The organism is Myxococcus dinghuensis (assembly GCF_024198235.1).
Taxonomy (GTDB): domain Bacteria; phylum Myxococcota; class Myxococcia; order Myxococcales; family Myxococcaceae; genus Myxococcus; species Myxococcus dinghuensis.
Genome location: NZ_JAKCFB010000021.1, coordinates 147,061 through 165,774 on the forward strand (window position 1 = coordinate 147,061; position 18,714 = coordinate 165,774).

Below are 18,714 nucleotides of genomic sequence, written 5' to 3' on the forward strand. Positions count from 1 at the left end.
GCGACGTAGAGGATATGGCTCGGCCTCCACGGCGCCGGGAGCCCTTCGTCCCGGCGGCGACCTGGGAGCCCGTGCCGGTGGCGACGAACGAGAACCCCCTTCAGTCCCCGAGCGTCCCCGCGCCGAGCGCCGGCCTCGCCCCCTGGGTGACGGCCCTCCTGGGGCTGCTCTGGTACCTCGCCGTGGGTGGCGGGCCCACGCTGGACCCGACGAACCTGGACTGGCTGGGCGGGGACCTGTCACAGCACACGCTCGGCTGGATGCACTTCCGGGACGCGCCCTGGGCGTTCCCGCTGGGCCGGACGCCCAGCCTGCTGACGCCACTGCCGATGACGGTGGGCTTCGCGGACGCGAACCCCTGGGTCTCCATCGCGCTCAAGCCGTTCTCGCCCTGGCTGCCGCGGGACTTCCAGTTCATCGGGCCCTGGCTGGCGTTGTGCTTCATGCTCCAGGGGTGGCTGGGCGCGCGGCTGACGAGCCTGTTCACCTCCCGCGTCGAGCAGCAGGTCCTCGGTGGGGCGCTGTTCTTCCTGGCGCCGGTGCTGCTGTTCCGCACCGGGCACGACACCCTGTGCGCGCAGTGGCTGCTGACCGCCATGCTCTGGCTGCACCTGCGGCCGCGCGCCAGCGCGCGCGACGCCTGGAGGTCCCTGGCGCAGGCGCTGGTCGTCCTCGTGCTCGCCTCGGGCATCCACCCCTACCTGTCGGTGATGGTGTTCGCGCTCGGGGTCGCGTTGCTCGCGCGGCTGGCGTGGCGTGAGCAACTGCTGTCCTGGCGCGCGGCGGCGGGGGCCCTGGTGGTGGCCGGTGGGGTGTCCGGAGGCCTCTTCTTCCTGTTGGGCTACGTGGGGCAGGGCGTGAGCGCCGGCTCGCACGGCTTCGGCTTCTTCAGCGCGGACCTGCTCACGCTCGTCAACGCGATGGACTGGTCCTGGCTGGTGCCGGGGCTGCGCACGCAGCCGGGGCAGTACGAGGGGTTCGGCTATCTGGGCACGGGGGTGCTGGTGCTCGTCCTCGTCGCGCTGGGGACGCCCAAGGAACTGGGGGCGTGGGGCAAGGCGCGGCTGCGCGAGCACCTGCCCCTGGTGGTGTGCGTGCTGTTGCTGGCCCTGCTCGCGTTCTCGTCGGTGTTGTCGGTGGCGGGCGTGAAGGTGCTGTCGTTGCGCAAGCTGTTCTCGCCGCTGGCGCCCCTGCTGGGGGCGGTGCGCGCGTCGGGCCGCTTCATCTGGCCCTTGCACTACGCGGTGGTGACGGGCCTGCTCGCGCTCACGCTGGCCCGGTGGCGGCAGCGCCCCGCGCTGGGGTCGGGGCTGCTGCTGGGCGTGGTGTTGCTCCAGGCGCTGGACACGCGGGAGCTCTGGACGCGCAACCACTTCACGCCCGCGCCCTGGCCCCGGCTCCAGGCGCCGGAGTGGGCGCAGGTGGATGCGTCCTACCGTCACGTCGTCCTGTTCCCCACCTACGTGCATCTCTCCGAGTCGCGCTGCGCGAGGAGCGGCTTCTCGGAGCGGGACTCCGTGCTCTTCGCGGACCTCGCCTACCGGCGACACCTGACGACGAACAGCGGCTATCCCGCGCGCGTCAGCGAGGCGCGGGTGACGGAGGTGTGCCAGACCCTCCAGACGGACGTCGAGCAGGGGCGCCTCGCGCGCGACGCCATCTACGTCGTCGACCCTGCGCGGATGGCGCTGTTCCGGCGGCTGGGCGACGCGGTCACCTGTGGCGTGCTGGACGGCTTCCAGGTCTGCGTGGCGGAGCGCGAGGGCCGCTTCCGCGAGGCGCTCGCGCGCACGGCCCCCGCGGGCACGTCCGTGGACGTGCCTCGCTGACCCAGCGCTCCGGTCCTACTGGAGGTTCTCCAGCAGGGCGGCCTGCATCGCCTTGCGGTTCTCGGGGAAGCCCTGGTTGGGATAGGGCCGGGCGTTGCGGAGGAGCGCCTCGTACTTCGGATACATGGGGTCGGAGCGCGCGGGCTCCTGTTGGTAGAAGGCGCGGTTCGCCTGGAGCAGGTAGCGGGGCGTGCTGCCCCGCGGCGCGTCCTGGCTGAAGGCGATGAGGGTGCGCACCTCCGGGTCCTTCATGAAGTCGGTGAACGCGCGCGCGTCCTGCGCGCACGTCCCGGTGCAGTGCGTGTTGAGCACCAGCGCGTCCACGAAGACGGTGGGCGAGGAGCCCGCGCCGAGCGGCACGGAGATGACCTCCGGGAGCGCCATGCTGGGATTGGCCGCGAGGATGTAGAACAGGCGCTCGGTGTAGCCCATGAAGCCATTGGCCGCTTCCGTGGCGAAGGCCTCCTCCGGCAGCGTGTTGTCCGCGTAGGTGCCGTCCATGCAGGGATTGACGCCCGGCTCGAGCGCGCAGCTCTCCACCACCGCGGAGAAGGCCTCCACCACGGAAGTGTCCAGGGGTAGGGACACGGCGCTCGCGAGCGCCGAGCCCGGGTGCGTGTCGGCCCAGGCGTCGAGGTACGCGGACGGCAGCGTCCAGCTCCCGTCGAGGTTGGTGGCCAGGGGGCGCTTGCCCGGTGCGGCCTCGTCGAGGATGCGGACGAGGGAGGTGCTGTCCGTGGCGGAGCGGATGTTCGTGCTCCGCGAGTAGACGACGTTGGTGCACAGGTAGGTGGGCACGCCGTAGCTCTCGCCCGAGACTTGGACGGCCTCGGCGGCGGCGGGGTGCACCGCGTTCGCGTCGACCCGGACGGGCTGGACCCAGCCCTTCGACACCAGCGAGCCGAGCACCAGCGTGTCGACCTCCACCACCTGCGCCGCGCCGTCGCCAGCGCCGAGCAGCGTGTTCAGCGCGCCGCCTTCGTCCAGGTCATAGACATCCAGGTTGAAGTCGAACACGACCTCCAGGTCGATGTCCGCGTGCTTCGCCTCGAAGTCGGCCTCGAGCCGCTGCTTCAGTCCGGCGAACTGGTCCTTCCCCGAGTCCGGGATGTAGGGGAAGAGGACGGCCTTCAAGGGGCGGCGCGGCTCGGGCTCGGGGTCGGGCGAATCCGAGCAGGCGCTCAGCGCGAGGAGGACGGCGCAGGGCAGGGCTCTCCAGGACATGGCGTGAATCCTTTCGGTGGACCCTCGCGTCGCGGGAGGACGGCGCAGGGCGCGCGAGGGACCGGAAGGATAGCTGTCAGGCTTTGACCGGGGGAGATGCCAGGTCGCGTGCGTCCCCCCGAGTGTGGGATTGACGGCGGCTCAGCTCCAGACGACGTTCGGATGCGGGGCCACGGCCGCGCGGAGCATCCCCTGACCTCGTGGGTCCGTGCGGTGGGCGCCACGGATGTGGACCCGCGGGGCGCGGAAGGTCATCGCGCCCCGGAGGGCCTGGGCGAGCGACTCCACATGTTGGCCGTGGACCAGCGTCGCGCGCAGGGGCTGCTCGCGCTCCGGGGCGAGGACCAGGGTCCAGGCGTCGACGGCGCGCGCCTCGAAGCGCTTCAGTCGCGGGGCGAGCGGGGAGAGGGCGCACTGCTGGACATCCTCCGGCGCCGTCGTGTGGAGGACCAGGTGGGTCAACCGGGGCAGCTCGGCCAGTTGCGCGAGCAGCGTGGGGTCCTTCTGGGTGAGCGAGCCCACCAGGGACAGGCTGCGCACCGGGGGCGCATGGCGGAGCAGCGCTCGCGCCAGCTCGGGTGCCACGCGCCGCAGGGTGGTGACGTTGGCCAGGTTCGGATGGCACAGCCACCTGGCCAGCTCGGGCGTGCTGATGCCCAGGGTGTCGATCTCCCGCACGGTCCTCCATTCGGGGCCGGGCTCGGCGAGGGCCTGCCGTACGCGCGTGCTCAGGCGCACCGCCATGGGGAAGCCTCGCTCGAACCGGGTGGAGCCCCGCTTGACGAGGGGCCCGAGCGGGGCCTCCCACCACAGGCCATGCTGCTCGATGAGCTGCTCGATGCGCTCGGCGGACGCGCCGGGCATCAACTGCGCGGAGACGAGCTCGCCCCAGGGATTGCCGGACTCCTGGAGATGGTCCGCGAGCACCAGCCGCGCGGACATGTCCTCGGGTGACGCGAACACACGTCCCAGCAGCTCCCCGCGCAGGGGCGCGTGCGTGGCCTCCCGGGTCTCGCGCTGGGTGAGTGCGTTCTCCCACGCCTCGAGGCGCGTGGTGGCTTCCGGGCCAGGCGCGCGCGGGTGGACCGCCTGGATGCGCTCGAGGAGGGCGGTCCTCCGCAACTGGACCTTCCGCTCCTCGATGTCGCGGGGCTCGGCCTCGGGCGTGCGCCAGAGTCGCTGGAGTCGGTCGAGCACCCGCATGTCGGCCGAGGACTCGAGGAGTTGGAGGAGCGGTTGCGCCACCATCGGCGTGGCCGCGACGGGGTGTTGCGCCACGTCCACGAGGGTGAAGGTCAGCCGGGGATCCGCGGGCCATTGGAGCTGCGGAGAGCCGGGCCACTCACGGAACTGCTCCAGCCAGTGGGCCACGGCCGCGGCGTGGCCGAGCGACAGGGCCTGCTGGAGTGCCCCGCGCAGCAGGGGCAGGTCGAGCATCTTGCGCCGGGAGGCCCGCAGTGACACCTCCGCGGTGTCCGGGAGGTGGAGGCCCGAGGTGAGCCGGTCGGACAGCCGCTCGATGAGTCGCGCGAGGCGCTCCTCGCGGATGAACCGCCAGGTCTGGACGAGCAGGTCGAGCGCCCGCTCCTCGTCGTGTTGCTCGAAGGCCTCCAGGGCGCCATCCAGGTGCGTGCTCAGCGTGTCGGTCACGGTGGCAGTGTATCCTTCCGAACCTCGGGGGGATGGGATTCGGGTGGGGCGCGCGAGGTCGGGTTGTTACTGTGGGGCGTCATTCCCCCTCAGGAAGCGAGCCGACGCGTGAGCCACGACCTCTATGACATCCCCCTGAAGTCCATCGACGGAGCCCAGCAGTCCCTTGGCCGGTTCAAGGGAAAGGTCCTGCTGGTGGTGAACGTCGCCTCCAAGTGCGGCCTGACGCCGCAGTACGAGGGACTGGAGAAGCTCTACGAGCGCAAGAACGCCGAGGGGCTGGAGGTCCTGGGCTTCCCCGCCAACGACTTCATGGGCCAGGAGCCGGGCAGCGAGGCGGAGATCAAGGACTTCTGCTCCCTGACCTACGACGTGAAGTTCCCGCTGTTCTCCAAGATTTCGGTCGTGGGTGAGAACAAGCACCCGCTGTACCGCGCGCTGACGAGCGCCGTGCCCGACGCCACGGGCGAGGGCCCCATGCGCGCGCGCCTCAAGGGTTATGGCATCGAGGCCAACCCGAAGCCGGAGGTGCAGTGGAACTTCGAGAAGTTCGTCATCGGCCGGGACGGTCGGGTCGCGGCCCGCTTCACGCCGGACGTGACGGCGGATGACCCGCGCCTGCTCCAGGCCATCGACGCCGAGCTGGCGAAGTCCACCTGAGCCGGAGCCGCTCCCGCGGGCCTCGTGAAGGTGCCCGCGGGACAGGCCTTGCCGACGTCCGGACTACGCGCAGATGTTCTCGACGAAGGTACAGGACTGGGTGCAGTTCAGCCCACACCGGTGACCGGCCTCGTAGTCCGTCCTCCCGCTGAACGTCCGTCCGGTGACGGGGCAGCGATAGAAGATGCAGTCGCCAGGGGCGAGCGCGCCCTCCTCGCTGCGGGTCTCCTCGGGGAGCGGCTGTTCGGCGCCGGTGGCGTCGTCGACGCCGCCGCAGGCCGTGAGCATCAGGAGCGCGAAGACCAGACCGCCTTTGACAGACACACCCTTCATGATGACCTCCCTGGACGCGATGGTGAGACCGTGCACGGGTGGAACGAGCCCTCGGGTTCGTTCGCTGCGCGAGGGTATGAAATGCCCGCACGGAGCGTCAAACCCGCCTCGGATGTTCAGCGGGAGCCGAGGTGGGGGCGCGTCTGGGATTGTCCGTCGATGAGGTTCAGCGCCGCACCATCAGCCGCAGGCCGCCCATCAACCAGGAGTGGTCGCGGGGATCCTGCTCCTTGTACCGGGCGAGGGTGGCGGTGACGTAGGGGCCGAACCACACGGGGCCGGCGAGGCGGAAATCGAGGCCCGCCTGGACGTTGCCCAGCTCGAAGCCCTTGGAGGTGGCGTCCACGCGCTCCAGCTTGCCCGTCATCACGGAGGGCATCTGGTCCGCGTCGAGGATGTCGTAGCCCGCGCCCACGCCCAGCCACGGGCTGAGGTCCTCCGACCAGGGGTGGTGGTAGCTCACGGCGAGGCCGAAGCGCATGGCGCTCACCCCACACTCGCCCTGGCACTCGCTGGCGGCGAGTCCTTTGGCGTACTGGAAGAAGGCGCCCACGTAGATGCGGGAGGCGAGGAACGTGCCCGCGTCGATCTGCATGGGGATGATGCCCTTCGCGACCTTGTTCAGGCGGACGTCGTAGTGGCCTTCTCCTCCGCGGACGAGGCCGGTGGGGAGTCCGTAGCCAGCGCGGGCGCCGACGGTGAGCTTGAGGCCTTCGGATTCGGCGTGGGCGGTAGGGGCCGCGCAGAGGAGGATGAGGAGGAGGACGGCGGACGTAGCGGTGGCGTGACGCATGGGTCTTTCCTTGGCGGTGGCATGAGAGAGGTCACCGTGTGCCCGGCCGGGTCGGCCTGCCTCGAGCGGGGCGTGGTGGCTCCAGTGCAATCACGATGCCTTGGGCGGTTTCAGGGTGGCAGCGGTAGCCAGGTGGACGGCGGACCTCAGAATTCCACGAGGACGCGGCGGGTGGGGCAGGGTCGCGCCGCGTGACTGACGCGGATGTCGCGCCTCGAGATGGGACGCGTCGCGTCAGGAGGGGCGTCGAGCGCGGTTGCGGTCTGGATGGTGTTGGAGCGCGCACCACGGAGCATTCTCAGTGATGTGATCGGAGGTAGGGCCTTCCTGGTGCTGGTGTCCAGGGGGCCGCGGACTCATGGGCGGAGCGGGTGTGCGTCGAGCGCCGTGCGGCCTTCGCGCCAGTGCTCGTTCGTCTGAACGGCGGGCGCGCCGCTGCCGGTTCGCCCCGCCCTCCTCGTGGATAGGAGCTTCGCCCGGGACGTGGATGTGGTTGCTTCGGGCAATGAATTGGGAGTCTTGGGTGGTAGATTGTTGCCTCAGGCATCTAGTGGGAAGTGCGTAGGATGAGGCGGGCCGGAGAGGAGATGGTTGCCTCAGGCAATGACTATTCGGTCATGGGCTTGCATTTGGGAGGGATTGGGCGTTTACTGCTTTTGCCTCTTTCGGGAGCCCGGAGAGGAATCACCCAGAAAGCGAAGAGGAGAACCCATGTCCGTCGTGGGATTGCGCCGTTGTGCCCTGTTGATGGGAGTGATGCTGCTGGCCGCGTGCGGAGGCCCGCTGCCGGAGGAGCACGCCACTCCCGCTGCCGCTGACAGCCGGATCGAGGAGTTGATGAATGCCTCCTCCGAGGATGAGCCTGTCGCTGCCGCTGCGGAGTGTGTTCTTCGGAGGGTGCAGTCGTGCAGGCCCACCGCGCGCTGGTGCAGTGTTACTTGTTGTAACAATACGTACCATCTGGCGTGGAAGGAATGTGGCGATTGTCGGTCTTTTGCCAATACCCAGTGCGCAGCAGCTGGCAGTGGTCCTATGACCATTGACTGGCTGGAGTGATATCCGTCCGAGCCAATGGGCTGGTCCAGAATTCGCCAGGGCCCGTCCGTAGGTTGCGAGCGACGGCGGTCAGTCTATCTCGACGTTGAACTGGGAGGACCAGGGCTCCAACCCTGGGCCTCCTGGCTGTCACCGTCGACAACCCTCAGAAACAGACGCTATTGCAGTACGGCGCGCCAGTGCGCTGAGTGCAGCACGTCTGACCGTTGGTGCAGGCGCCGTTGACACAGGCGGGGCGGCAGAGGCCCTCGTCCGGCTGGTCCGGGAACCAGGCGCACACCGTGGTGCCCGGGCACGCGCCCGTGCCGTACTCGCACGCGAGCCCCTGCTCGGTGCTGCCGAGCTCATCGCCCGCCGTGTCGGGACCCGAACCGCACGCCGTGAGCCCGAACGCGCACATCGCCACCACACAGATCATCCGCAACATGGAAGCCTCCTGGTGTTTCGAGTGAGGAATCCAGAAGTATACGGGTACACCATGTGCGGAGAGTAATCCGGTCCGAGTCTCGCTTTTCCCGTATCACTGATACGCCTGCCCCAAAGGTTCAAGCTGCCGTGGGCGCGTGGGCCTCCAGTGGTGCCTCCCGGGGCTCCCGCGCCGACCAGGCGATGCTCAACTGCGCGGCCCAGTACAGCAGCATGACGGCGTAGCTCCCGCCGGGCAGGGGACGGACGAAGAGCTTGATGGCGAGCAGCCCGTCGCTCGCGGCGAACAGCAGCGCCCCCGCGAAGGCGGTCCATTGCCGCTGTCGAGGCACCTCGGCGGAGTTCATCAAGGCCGCGGCGCGCCACGCCATGGTGCAGATGACGGCGACATAGAGCGTGACCGGCACCGTCATCTCCCCCAGCCACGGGTGGAGCAGCACGCTGGCGCCCACGGCCAGCACGAGGAACGGCAGCGCCCTGCCGGGGCTCGGCGCCCGCGTCGCCTGGAGATACGCGACGGTGTACCCCAGGTGCGCCAGCAGGAACGCGCCCAGCCCGGGCAGGAAGAATCCCGGCCCTAGCTCCAGCAGCACGTCTCCCAGCAGCGACAGCCCCAGCCCCGCGAGAATCCAGCGGGCGTAGCGTGTCCGCGTCGGCCACATCCACGCGAGCAGGCAGAGCATCGGCAGGGCTTTCGTCACCAGCCGGAGTCCCCGCTGTGGCTCGCCCAGCGTGAGCAGGAACCCCAGGGCTCCGACCGCGCCCACCGCCGCGAGGGCCTTCACCGCACCGTTCGATGCACCATGCATGGGCGCCACCTTATCCTGGTCGAGCGACCGGCGGTCCGCCGCCTGTCACCCGCGCTACCGGGCTCCGGACCCCGAGGACGATGCCGGCTGACCCCGGTGCTACGTATTTTCCCACGTGTCGCGGCCATGCGCGTGCCGCCTGGACCGTTGCGGGGATTGCCTCCGTGGCCGGGGCGGGTGTCGGCTGATTCCCTCCGCGGTGCTACCTGACGCAATGCCTGTCGGATGGCTCACGTGCCCGCGTGTTCTCACGCATGGGCGCCGAGCCAGACGCAGACCCCGTGCCTTCCATGTGTCTCGACGGATGACCGCGGTGAACCCATGAGTCGTGGCTCCGTCACATCCTTCGATACAAATGGAGCGAGACATGAAGGTGAGTCGAGTGGCCACGGAATGGCGCCTGTTGTTCGCCGCCGTGGCGATTTCCATCCTGGGCGCGTGTGGTGTCAGTCCTGAAGGCGAGGACGGGCTGCCTGTGAATGAGTCCGCGGCGGAGCTGCGAGACGAGGCGAAGCCCGAGGAACTCGCGGTCGCGGACCCCTACGCCAAGGCCGTGGCGCAAGGGGGCGTCACCGCCGTCCTCAACCCACAGAACGCGGTCGGCGCTCCGGACGGGAACGTCGCGACCATGTTGGCGGTGCTCGGGGGCTCACTGGTGCTCGACATGGGCACGGACCAGGGCACCGGCCCCCTGCGCATCTACTACCGGGGCCTCTCCGTGGCGTTGATCGCGACGGTGGAGTTCCTGCGCGCCGACATGAGCATCATCGCCACCGGTCAGGCGCAGTTGCTCGACCTGGGCCTGGGTGATTTCTCCACGCTCGTCCCCTACACCAACTCCACGCCCTATCGGTATGTGCGCCTGCGCGGCGGCCTGCTCTCCATCTACATGGTCGATGCCGTCGAGGCGACGGGTCCCCTGTGCGGCGACGGCCGGGTGACCGGCAGCGAGCAATGTGACGACGGCAACCGCACGTCCGGCGACGGCTGTAGCAGCACCTGCCAGGTGGAGACCGGCTTCACCTGTCAGGGCCAGCCGAGCGTCTGCACCGACATCAACGAGTGCGCCAACGGCACCGCGCAGTGCTCCGTGAACGCCACCTGCACCAACACCCGTGGCAGCTACACCTGCGCGTGCAAGGGGGGCTACACGGGCAACGGCCGGACCTGCAACGACATCAACGAGTGCACCAACGGCACCGCGACCTGCTCCCCCAACGGCACCTGCACCAACACGCCGGGCTCGTACTCCTGTACCTGCAACGCGGGGTACAGTGGCAACGGCCGGACCTGCACGGACGTCAACGAGTGCACCAACGGCACCGCGACGTGCTCCGCCAACGCGACCTGCTCCAACACCCAGGGCAGCTACACCTGCGCGTGCAAGGCCGGGTACACGGGCAATGGCCGGACCTGCAATGACATCAACGAGTGCACCAACGGCACCGCGACGTGCTCCTCCAACGGCACCTGCACCAACACGCCGGGCTCGTACACCTGCGCGTGCAAGCCGGGGTACGCGGGTGACGGCCGGACCTGCACCGACGTCAACGAGTGCACCAACGGCACCTCGCAGTGCTCCGCGAACGCGACCTGCTCCAACACCCAGGGCAGCTACTCCTGCACCTGCAAGTCCGGCTACACGGGCAACGGCCGGACCTGCAACGACGTCAACGAGTGCACCAACGGCACCGCGACGTGCTCCGCGAACGCGACCTGCTCGAACACCCAGGGCAGCTACACCTGCGCGTGCAAGGCGGGGTACTCGGGCGACGGCCGCACCTGCAATGACATCAACGAGTGCACCAACGGCACGGCGACGTGCCAGCCCGGTCAGCGCTGCGTGAATCGCGCCGGTGGCTACGACTGCGTGCCCGGCAGTTGCCCGGCCCCGCTGGTGCTGTGCGGCAGCCTGTGCGTGAACGCGAACACGGACACGACCAACTGCGGCTGCTGCGGCAACCGCTGCGGCGCGGGGAAGACCTGCAGCGCCGGCACCTGCAAGAGCCCGCTGTCCGAGGAGGGCTCCGTGGGTGGTGGTGACGAGGGCTTCATCGTCCGCATGCCCACGGGCATGCTCATCGACTACGGCCACGAGGGCCTCTCCGCGGGCGAGGGGGCCGAGGCGGATGGCCGGACCCTCGAGGTCGTGGGCTGGGGCATCGACGGCGAGCCGCCGATGGGCACGTATGACCTGTGCCGCAAGAGCGTGAGCCTGGAGCCGGCGCAGGCGCAGGCGGGTGACGACCTGGCGTCCTATCCGCTCCGGGTGACGCTGCCGGATGGCGGGGAGCGCGTGCTCACCGGCCGTGTCATCGACGCGAGCGCGGGGGTCTCCTGCTCTCCCGAGCACCCGTCGTACGTCGGCTCCATCACCCTCGAGCCGATGCCGCAGTGACGTGAGCGCGCGACGCGCGGGGAGCCTCCGCGCGTCGTGAGCGTGTCGTCCTCCACGGAGGCGTCGGCGCCGTGGGGGACGCTACGCGCCGGACAGCCGGCTCTCTCTCAGTGTCCCGTCGTCGCGCACCGTGAGGAAGCAGCGCGCCCCGGGGTGCCAGGCGGTGGGCACGAGCCCAGGCTCCTCGTGGAGCCGCTCTCCTGTCTCCGAGTCCCAGACCTGCGTGCCCGTGTCCGCCGCGCTCGCGAACAAGCGGGTCCCGTCGCCGCGGAACTCACCGCGAGGTCCCGGGAACCAGCGCAGCAGCGCTCCGCGCTCGACGTCGAAGAGCAGCGCCGCGTCGAGCAGGTGGTCCACGTCGCCGCCGAGCCCCCACAACGCGAGGGTCCTCGGGCCGAGGAAGCAGCTCGGGCCGTCCCAGAAGTAGGGGATGTCGCGCAGGGATTGGCGGGAGGGCCCGTCCTCGGACTCCCAGACGTTCTCGCGCAGCCAGCGGCGCAGCGAGAGCGTGGTGGGGATTCCCACGGGGTGCCAGACCCAGCCATCGTCCAGGAGCCACTCCCCGTCCGGCGAGACGGTGAGACCGCAGTGGAAGTAGTCGAGCGAGTGTTCGGCGGGGCCGTCCTCGTTGTCGACCGCGTCGCCCCGCGGCGTGAGCAGCTCGCCGGTGGCGGGGTCGGAGACGTCGAGCCGGTTCCACTGCGTCGCGTGCACGATGCGCGCGCGCCCTTCGTCCTGGAAGAAGGCCACGGAGAAGCTGCAACGGGTCTCGTGGTAGTCCCCTCGGTCCAGCCGCATCGTCACCGCGCCGGAGCGCAGGGAGACGACGACGCCCCGCGAGCCGAACCGGTTGGCCACGGCCGCGAAGCCACCGCAGTCCGAGACGCGCAGCTCCAGCTCGGCGTCCAACGTGACGGACTCAGGCGGCAGGGTGCCGACGCGGGTCGTGTCGCCCGCGTCGAGGTCGAGCAGGAGGAGTCCTCCTGTCGCGTCCACGGCGAGCCACCGCGAGTGGGCCTCCGTCCCCACCGGGGCGATGGCGCGGGGCGCGGCCCCCTCGAACGCGGTCAGCGAGAGGTCGCGGTGCTCGAAGCGAAGCGACGTCTGCCGGACGCGCGGCCGGGGAACGCCACGCGTCCCGATGAGACAGGAGAGACGCATCTCGATGGCGCGCTGACACGCGGCGCAGAGAGGACGGTCCGCCAGCGTGAGCGGAGCCTCCGTCCGCGCGCAGTCCTCGCACAGCGCGTGGCGCTCGTCACCCTGGCCCGTGAAGAAGAGGAAGTAGCAGGCCTCCGGGTCGCTCGGCAGGTGGTGACAGGCGCGTCCCGCGACGGGGGCGGCGTGTCCACAGGCGAGCGGCTCCATCGGGTTCCTCCAGGTGCGGTGGGCAGCCGTGGCTTCGCACTCCTCGCCGCGGTCCGCAAGCCGCATGGAGGCTGCCGTGCCGCGCGGCCGGGCACGGCGCCTGGTGGAGGTCCGTGCCCGGCCAATTCCTGCGGGGTGACTACTCCAGCTCCCCGTAATCCGGATGGGTGAAGTCCTTCTGCATGGGGCCCCCGGGGCCGCCGTTGAGGATGCACTCCCCGGAGGCCTTCGAGACGACGTTGTCACAGCCCGACTTCGCGTTGCCCCAGCCCGCGGTGATGTTGAGCCAGGAGAGGGAGCCCGTGAACGAGCCTTGCGGCTGCCACGGGAAGACCACGGGCTTCTCCCACGTCTTCCACGCGGCGCCCCGGTTGGTGACGTCCTTCAAGGAGTCGCCGTTGTAGAGGTTCATGTATTCGTGCACCGCGGCGTCGGGATAGAGCCCGTGGGAGCCGAGCGCGGAGTAGGCCTCCGGATGCAGGTCGGCCATCGGCAGCAGCTTGCCGCCGTATCCGAAGACGGGCGCCTTGCCGTGCTGGCTCATGGTCACCTGCGTGGGCCGTCCGTCGACGAACCTCACCGTGAGGTGCTCCCAGTCGCCCACGTGGTTGCCCAGTTGCATCCAGTAGCCGAGGCAGGTGTCCCCGAGCCGACCGCCGATGCAGACATGCTTGCCGAAGTTGAAGGCGTAGAAGGTCCAGTAGACGACGTCGGTGATGTTCGTGGGCGTCCCGGCGACGGTCCTCGGGATGACCTGCGCGTAGACGGGCACGTGTTGCTGGTTGGGATCGAGCCCGTGCAGGAACGGCGGGTTTGTGCAGTCATCGCAGCCGAGCGGTATCCGCGTCGTCAGATGACCGCCCACCTCTTGGGTGTTCTCGAGGAAGTACTCCGTCGTGGAGGGCAGGAAGAACTCGTCGGAGTGGAGCCAGACGCGCGGCGCGAACTGGATGACGGCGTAGTCGTCCACGAAGCCGCCCGAGAACTCGGGGTTGTCGAGCGCGCTGCGGTTGAGGGCCCAGACCTTGGGCAGTGGAAGGCCGGGCAGGTAGCGACCCGCGACGGCGCTCAGCGTGGAGGTGTACAGCGCCTGGGGGACGTCGGTCCGGGCCTCGAGCAGGGTGACGCTCGATTTGGCGCCCTTGGCCCCCGCGTCGTCCCACACCTTGTGCGAGGCGACCTGGACGGCGAATTCGCTCCGGACGCAGCGCATGGCGTCGAGGGCGGGCTTGTAGAAGTCGTTGGTCGCGATGCCGCCCAGGCAGGTGTAGCCGTCGTAGGGGATGGCTTGCCAGAAGCTCCCCTTGAGTCCGCCGGACGTCCCCTCGCTGGTCCAGACCAGGGTGTAGTCCTTGGGGCGGAGCAGCAACCCGCCATAGCCCTTGTCCTTGACGACGAAGGCGGCGCGCGGCGCCACCCCGTGGCTGGGCATGGCGACGTCGCCCAGCGAGTAGTAGCCCTGGGCCTCGTTCGCGGCGGGGCGCCAGACGGAGAGGTTGCCGGAGGCGCCCGTGCCCCGGTCGTCGTAGATGAACTGGAAGCTGGTCACGAGCCTGGCTTCGAGGTGGTCCATGTACTGGAGCCGTCCCTTGTCCGTGCGGACCGTGAAGTCGCAGCTCTTGCCCGGCTGGCTCGTGCCGGCGACGAGGTAGGGGCCGCCCTCCATGTTGCGCAGGGCCACGGTGAGGCGCGCGACGGTGGGTGAGACGAGGACCGATTCGGCGACCGGGGTGTCGGTGCCATTCGACAGGTAGAGGATGGGACCCGCGGTCGACTCCAGGTCGATGGTGACGATTTCGTCGTCGGGCCCGGTGCGACTCAGGAGCAGGGTGCGGTTGCCCGCATGTTTCACCTGGGGGCCGCCGGACGACTGCCATTGTCCATAGACGACGTTGGTGTTGCGCTGCGTGGGGGATTCGATGAAGAGGGCGGCGACCTTCCCGTCCATGTAGCTTCCGCTGGCCAGGTCGGTGTCCTGGGTGAGCACCTGGTAGGTGCCGTAGAAGTTGGTCTGCGCATGGAGCGTCACGCGGAACCCCTCGGGTATCCTGAGGGAGCGGAACGTGGCGCTCGTCAGGCCGAGTTGCTCCAGCGTGTATCGACCCGGACGCAGCTCCCGCGAGTCCCCCGTGAAATCGGGCTGGGTGAACACCGTCACCGGGGCCTCGACGTGGATGCTGGAGGTCTGCAGGTTGACGACGTGGCCGGTCAGGTCCGTGTCCCGCGTGAAGATGTGCTGCGTGCCCTGGAAGCCCGAGTCCGTGTAGAGGGTGACCTTCCATCCTCGGGGCACGTGGACCGCGTTGATGGCGTCGTTGCCGACGGTGAGTTGGTTCATGTCGAACCAGCCCAGGTCGAGCGCCTGTCCGGAGGTCGGCGAGCCACCCACGGGGTAGACGCGTGCCGTCACCTTCCAGGTCGGCGCGGCGGTGTCGTAGATGAGGGGCAGGATGCCGCCGTCGAGCGGGTCCTCCCACGCCGTGAGGATGGGACCGTTCCAGCCGCAGGCGCCGCCGCCCGTCAGCGTCGCGACCTGGTCGCCCGGCTCACGCGTCTCGATTCCCGCGCGGGCCCAACCGTCCACGGCGAAGGCGGAGTAGGGCAGGATGAACGGTGTGCCGCGCAGGTCGACCGTCGCCCGTCCGGAGGCGCCTCCGGTGCAGGCCATCGCGGTGGCGTAGGGCATGACCGTGACGACGGGGCCCGTGCCCGCGTGCGTGAGTCTTCCGGTGGAGGTCGTGAACGTCTTGTCCCAGGCGCGCACGCGCAGCGTGAAGGGGTCGATGCGCAGCTTGTGGAAGACGGTCCGGACCGTGGTGCCGGGGGAGTGGACGCCCGCGGCGTACTCGGAGACGTTGGAGAAGAGGCTCGACTCGGGGAGCGTGAGGTACTCCGCCGGCGTGCCCGCCATCCCGTGGCAGTACGCCATCCAGGGCTTGCTCCGGTTCCCCTCGTAGTAGAGGACGAACTCGCCGTCCTTCGCGAGGTACACCTGGCTCTTGATGTCCTGGCACGTCGTCGGAAGCGCGGCGAGGGATTGCAGGACCGCGCCGGGCGTCTCGGGTGGAGGGGGTTCCACGGACGTGGGCTCTGGCTGACACCCCGAGGAGAGGGCGACGAGGCCCGCGAGGAACACACCGCGCCCCGAGCCACGGTGGCTCGTCGCGGACTTCCATGGGTGATTCATTGCTGTGACCGATGCCTTTCCGGCCCCCACGGCGGACCGCGAGGGCTCCCCGCGGGCCGCGGAGGGAGCACTTCGACTCCGCACTGGAGACGGCGGCGAGGCACCGGGTGTTATTCGCGGCGATTTACACGCGGGGCTTCCACGGGTGTGGCGTCACGGACACGGTCTTCCTGGCCCCTGTCTTGCTGACCCTGTCTGGAATGTGGCCTTCCTGCCTCGCAGCGCCCTTGTTGATCGCCGTGGTGGGGGGCGCGGTCCCCGAGCCGCGCGAGCCCCTGCGGGTCATGACCTACAACGTCCTCTACTCCGCGTCGGAGGAGGAGGTGGGCAGGTCCCTGGACGTCATCGAGCAGGAGGCGCCGGACATCCTCTGCCTGCGGGAGCTGACGCCGCGCTTCGCCAACGCGTTCCGGAAGCGGCTCGGGGCGAAGTACCCCCACACGAGGTTGCTGCCTCGCAAGGGCACCTGGGGCATGGGCATCGCCAGCAAGTATCCGGTGACGCGCGCGGAGCCGTTCGCGCAGAAGCCACACCGGATGCCGGGGTTGGAGGCGGAGGTGCGCGTCGGCCGGCGAGGGTTGAAGGTCGCCTGCGTCCATCTCATGGCGCCGGGGGCACTGCACGCCAAGGACGACGACCTGTTCCAGTCCATGGCGAAGAACGCGGTGCTCCGCGGGAAGCAGGGCGAGGCCTTGGTGCGGCGGTACGCGAAGGAGAAGGGGCCGCTGCTGCTGCTGGGCGACATGAACGAGGAGCGCTCCGGCGAGGCGATGAAGGCCTTCGCCGCGGCGGGCTTCGACCATGCCTGCGACGGGCTGGAAGCGAAGTGTGGCGCCACCTGGCCGGGAGCGACATCCATGCTCCCCGCCGTTGTGGAGATCGACCACATCCTGGCCCGGCGACTCACGCTGTCCGACGCCAAGGTGCTGCGAACGGGAGGCTCGGACCACTACCCGGTGCGCGCGGTGCTGGCCTTCCCACCGTGAGCCGGGCCGAGGCTAGCGCTGTCCGGACTCCAACCCAGGCCGGTCGTCGAAGAGCTGGACCCAGCGGCCGTCGAAGCCGCCGTTCTCCGGGAGGTACCAGCCCCCCGGCAACCAGAAGCCCTGCTCCACGCCGTCCGTCGAGTCCGCGACGCCCGAGTGCACGAAGTAGTCGTGCTGCCACCAGAACGCGCGGGCGGACGTGGGGTAGCCGCTCGCGCTCGCGCGGGTGCGTCCCCGGGAGTCGACCACGGTGCTGGCGTAGGCGTTGTCGTGGAAGGCGTTGGAGCCACCGCCGCCGAAGTCGGAGGCGCTGTCGTTCAGCTCGAAGGTGCCCAGGAGCCACTTCTTGGCGATGTAGCCTTCGCGGTCGTCCTCGTTCTCGATGTCGCGCGTCTGGGGGAAGAAGCGCTGCATGCCCGGGCTCACCTCCGCCAGCCCCGCCTCGTTGGTGATGGCGCTCTCCAGGTAGAAGTCGATGGGCGACGTGTCCAGCCAGTGCGTGGCGTAGCCGCCGAACTGCCAGTGGGTGGGGAGGATGTCCGCCAGGTCCTGCAACTCGTACGTGACGCGCTTCACGTTGGGCCAGGTGATGGTCTTCCCGTTGTCGTAGCGGCTGGCGAGCGCGTCCGCCGTGGCGTAGGTGATGGGCAGGGCGCCGAGCGTCGCCACCGCGTCCATCCCGTCCTCCGGCACGAAGGCGTAGTGCACGTTCTTCCGGCCGCCGTCGTTGTTCACGCCCGCCTCGGCCTTGCCCGCGCTGGCGATGCGCCCGGCGAAGAAGGACCACGGGTCGGTGACGAAGCGCAGCTCCTGCCCGTGGGCCGCCGCGAGCTTGTCGGACCACTCCGCCTGCCAGATGAGCAGGTGCTTGCCGCTGGGCGTCTGCAGGAAGTTGAGGTCCACGTGGCCCGCGCGGCGCACGACGTTGCGCTTGTGCTGCGTCACCACCGCATAGGCCACGGACTCGCCGCCGCCGGGATTGCCGACGACGTGGGTGACGAGCAGCTCCACCCGCTCCCAGTCGTGGAGCTGGTAGTCGCCGGCCGCGTTCTTATCGAGCGCGTGATACACGTGATAGATGAGCTTCAGGTCCTTGCTCGCCCCATCCATGTATTCGATGAGCGCGGTGTAGAGCGTGGGGCGGATGCGCCACCCCGAGTACGCGCCAGTGCCCGCGCGCGCCGCGTCGATGTACTGCGGCACCTGCTTCCAGTTCAGCTTGTTGTTGGAGAAGTTCCCGTCCCGGTCGAAGTCGAAGCTCGTCACCCAGTCGTAGCCGTGGCGTCCGCTGTCGGCGTTGCCTCGCTTGAGGATGAGGGGCGCGTAGTGCTGGAGGAACGCCTTTCGCTGGGCCGGGGACAGCGACCATGCCTGCGCATCGGCCCGCGAGGGCCAGCACAGGCCCACGAGGACGACCGCGAGCACGGCGTACAGCGTGGAGCCTCGACACTTCGACGTGGGACTCGGGAGGGCTGGGCGCATGGCCCGAGGTAATCACTTCTCGCTCCCGGTGTAAGCCGTGAGTCGAGGATTCTCGTGTTCGAGCACAGGCGCGATGTGCGGTGCGTCACGTGCCGGGCGCGAAGGCTTGGGGGAGCGCTATTCCCAGGTCGTGGACGCCAACGGCGTCATCATCCAGTTCGTCCCGTGAGGGCATGCGCCGCCCGGGGGCGGGGGCCTGACGTCCCGGTCCATCCGCGTCCTGGTGAACAGCCTTCCTTTCCGCGCGACGGCGGTGTTTGAAGGCCGGCGTGGTGCATGGGAGGAGTGACGCGCATGAGCCAGGACTCGCGTGACGGTGATGGCGGGGTGCCCCATCTGAGCCCGGAGGAGTTCCGGAGGTTGGGGCATCGCATGGTTGGGAGTAGCCCAGTTCCGTGGCTCTCCCGCACTTCGTGTGGACCGTAGGTTCAGACGGTGAGCAGCACTCGACGACGGAGCAGATCGAAGTTGGCGCGGCCATACATCTGTCGCTTGAGAAGCTTGAGCTTCGTG

Annotated in this window: 13 protein-coding genes; 4 read left to right on the forward strand and 9 right to left on the reverse strand. The window is 69.5% G+C overall.

Annotation, left to right across the window (positions count from 1 at the left end; all coding sequences use genetic code 11):
* Positions 1-14 precede the first annotated feature (14 nt).
* A complete protein-coding gene (locus LZ198_RS25900) occupies positions 15-1,829 on the forward strand; it encodes a DUF6311 domain-containing protein (RefSeq protein WP_253974729.1) in 1,815 nt (604 codons plus the stop codon).
* Between the two features lie 15 nt (positions 1,830-1,844).
* Here the strand turns inward: LZ198_RS25900 and LZ198_RS25905 are convergent, their stop codons facing one another.
* Both LZ198_RS25905 and LZ198_RS25910 read right to left on the reverse strand, forming a co-directional pair.
* On the reverse strand, positions 1,845-3,053 hold the full coding sequence (locus tag LZ198_RS25905) for an extracellular solute-binding protein (protein WP_253974730.1): 1,209 nt from the start codon (positions 3,051-3,053) through the stop codon (positions 1,845-1,847).
* A gap of 141 nt (positions 3,054-3,194) precedes the next feature.
* A complete protein-coding gene (locus tag LZ198_RS25910) occupies positions 3,195-4,703 on the reverse strand; it encodes a hypothetical protein (protein WP_253974731.1) in 1,509 nt (502 codons plus the stop codon).
* A gap of 108 nt (positions 4,704-4,811) precedes the next feature.
* Between LZ198_RS25910 and LZ198_RS25915 the strand changes: the two genes are divergently transcribed.
* The gene (locus LZ198_RS25915; protein ID WP_253974732.1) at positions 4,812-5,363 is read left to right on the forward strand and encodes a glutathione peroxidase; all 552 of its coding nucleotides are present in this window, start codon (positions 4,812-4,814) and stop codon (positions 5,361-5,363) included.
* Positions 5,364-5,426: 63 nt separating this feature from the next.
* On the opposite strand, the gene LZ198_RS25920 is transcribed toward LZ198_RS25915, so the two are convergent.
* The 4 genes from LZ198_RS25920 to LZ198_RS25935 form a co-directional block, all read right to left on the reverse strand.
* Positions 5,427-5,696: a hypothetical protein gene (locus LZ198_RS25920; protein WP_253974733.1), complete on the reverse strand. Its 270-nt coding sequence runs from the start codon at positions 5,694-5,696 to the stop codon at positions 5,427-5,429.
* Between the two features lie 166 nt (positions 5,697-5,862).
* Positions 5,863-6,489 (reverse strand): autotransporter domain-containing protein, encoded by a 627-nt coding sequence (locus LZ198_RS25925; protein WP_253974734.1) that lies wholly within the window; start codon positions 6,487-6,489, stop codon positions 5,863-5,865.
* Between the two features lie 1,201 nt (positions 6,490-7,690).
* Positions 7,691-7,972, reverse strand: a complete 282-nt coding sequence (locus LZ198_RS25930; protein ID WP_253974735.1) for a hypothetical protein — start codon at positions 7,970-7,972, stop codon at positions 7,691-7,693.
* Positions 7,973-8,090: 118 nt separating this feature from the next.
* Entirely contained in the window at positions 8,091-8,780 is a 690-nt protein-coding gene (locus LZ198_RS25935; protein ID WP_253974736.1) for a lysoplasmalogenase, read from the reverse strand.
* 367 nt (positions 8,781-9,147) lie between these two features.
* Between LZ198_RS25935 and LZ198_RS25940 the strand changes: the two genes are divergently transcribed.
* Complete coding sequence (locus LZ198_RS25940; protein WP_253974737.1) at positions 9,148-11,178, forward strand: EGF domain-containing protein; 2,031 nt, start codon at positions 9,148-9,150, stop codon at positions 11,176-11,178.
* A gap of 81 nt (positions 11,179-11,259) precedes the next feature.
* On the opposite strand, the gene LZ198_RS25945 is transcribed toward LZ198_RS25940, so the two are convergent.
* Both LZ198_RS25945 and LZ198_RS25950 read right to left on the reverse strand, forming a co-directional pair.
* The gene (locus tag LZ198_RS25945) at positions 11,260-12,546 is read right to left on the reverse strand and encodes a WD40 repeat domain-containing protein (protein ID WP_253974738.1); all 1,287 of its coding nucleotides are present in this window, start codon (positions 12,544-12,546) and stop codon (positions 11,260-11,262) included.
* A gap of 139 nt (positions 12,547-12,685) precedes the next feature.
* Positions 12,686-15,625: a Vps62-related protein gene (locus LZ198_RS25950; protein ID WP_253974739.1), complete on the reverse strand. Its 2,940-nt coding sequence runs from the start codon at positions 15,623-15,625 to the stop codon at positions 12,686-12,688.
* A gap of 335 nt (positions 15,626-15,960) precedes the next feature.
* Between LZ198_RS25950 and LZ198_RS25955 the strand changes: the two genes are divergently transcribed.
* The gene (locus LZ198_RS25955; RefSeq protein ID WP_253974740.1) at positions 15,961-16,719 is read left to right on the forward strand and encodes an endonuclease/exonuclease/phosphatase family protein; all 759 of its coding nucleotides are present in this window, start codon (positions 15,961-15,963) and stop codon (positions 16,717-16,719) included.
* A gap of 12 nt (positions 16,720-16,731) precedes the next feature.
* Here LZ198_RS25955 and LZ198_RS25960 read toward each other — a convergent pair whose 3' ends face one another.
* Positions 16,732-18,201 (reverse strand): hypothetical protein, encoded by a 1,470-nt coding sequence (locus tag LZ198_RS25960; RefSeq protein WP_253974741.1) that lies wholly within the window; start codon positions 18,199-18,201, stop codon positions 16,732-16,734.
* Between the last annotated feature and the right edge of the window lie 513 nt (positions 18,202-18,714).

Coding starts and splice junctions, on each gene's coding strand:
- LZ198_RS25960 (WP_253974741.1), bottom strand. CDS start 18,201: ATGCGCCCAGCCCTCCCGAGTCCCACGTCGAAGTGTCGAGGCTCCACG.
- LZ198_RS25920 (WP_253974733.1), bottom strand. CDS start 5,696: ATGAAGGGTGTGTCTGTCAAAGGCGGTCTGGTCTTCGCGCTCCTGATG.
- LZ198_RS25935 (WP_253974736.1), bottom strand. CDS start 8,780: ATGCATGGTGCATCGAACGGTGCGGTGAAGGCCCTCGCGGCGGTGGGC.
- LZ198_RS25945 (WP_253974738.1), bottom strand. CDS start 12,546: ATGGAGCCGCTCGCCTGTGGACACGCCGCCCCCGTCGCGGGACGCGCC.
- LZ198_RS25930 (WP_253974735.1), bottom strand. CDS start 7,972: ATGTTGCGGATGATCTGTGTGGTGGCGATGTGCGCGTTCGGGCTCACG.
- LZ198_RS25900 (WP_253974729.1), top strand. CDS start 15: ATGGCTCGGCCTCCACGGCGCCGGGAGCCCTTCGTCCCGGCGGCGACC.
- LZ198_RS25905 (WP_253974730.1), bottom strand. CDS start 3,053: ATGTCCTGGAGAGCCCTGCCCTGCGCCGTCCTCCTCGCGCTGAGCGCC.
- LZ198_RS25925 (WP_253974734.1), bottom strand. CDS start 6,489: ATGCGTCACGCCACCGCTACGTCCGCCGTCCTCCTCCTCATCCTCCTC.
- LZ198_RS25940 (WP_253974737.1), top strand. CDS start 9,148: ATGAAGGTGAGTCGAGTGGCCACGGAATGGCGCCTGTTGTTCGCCGCC.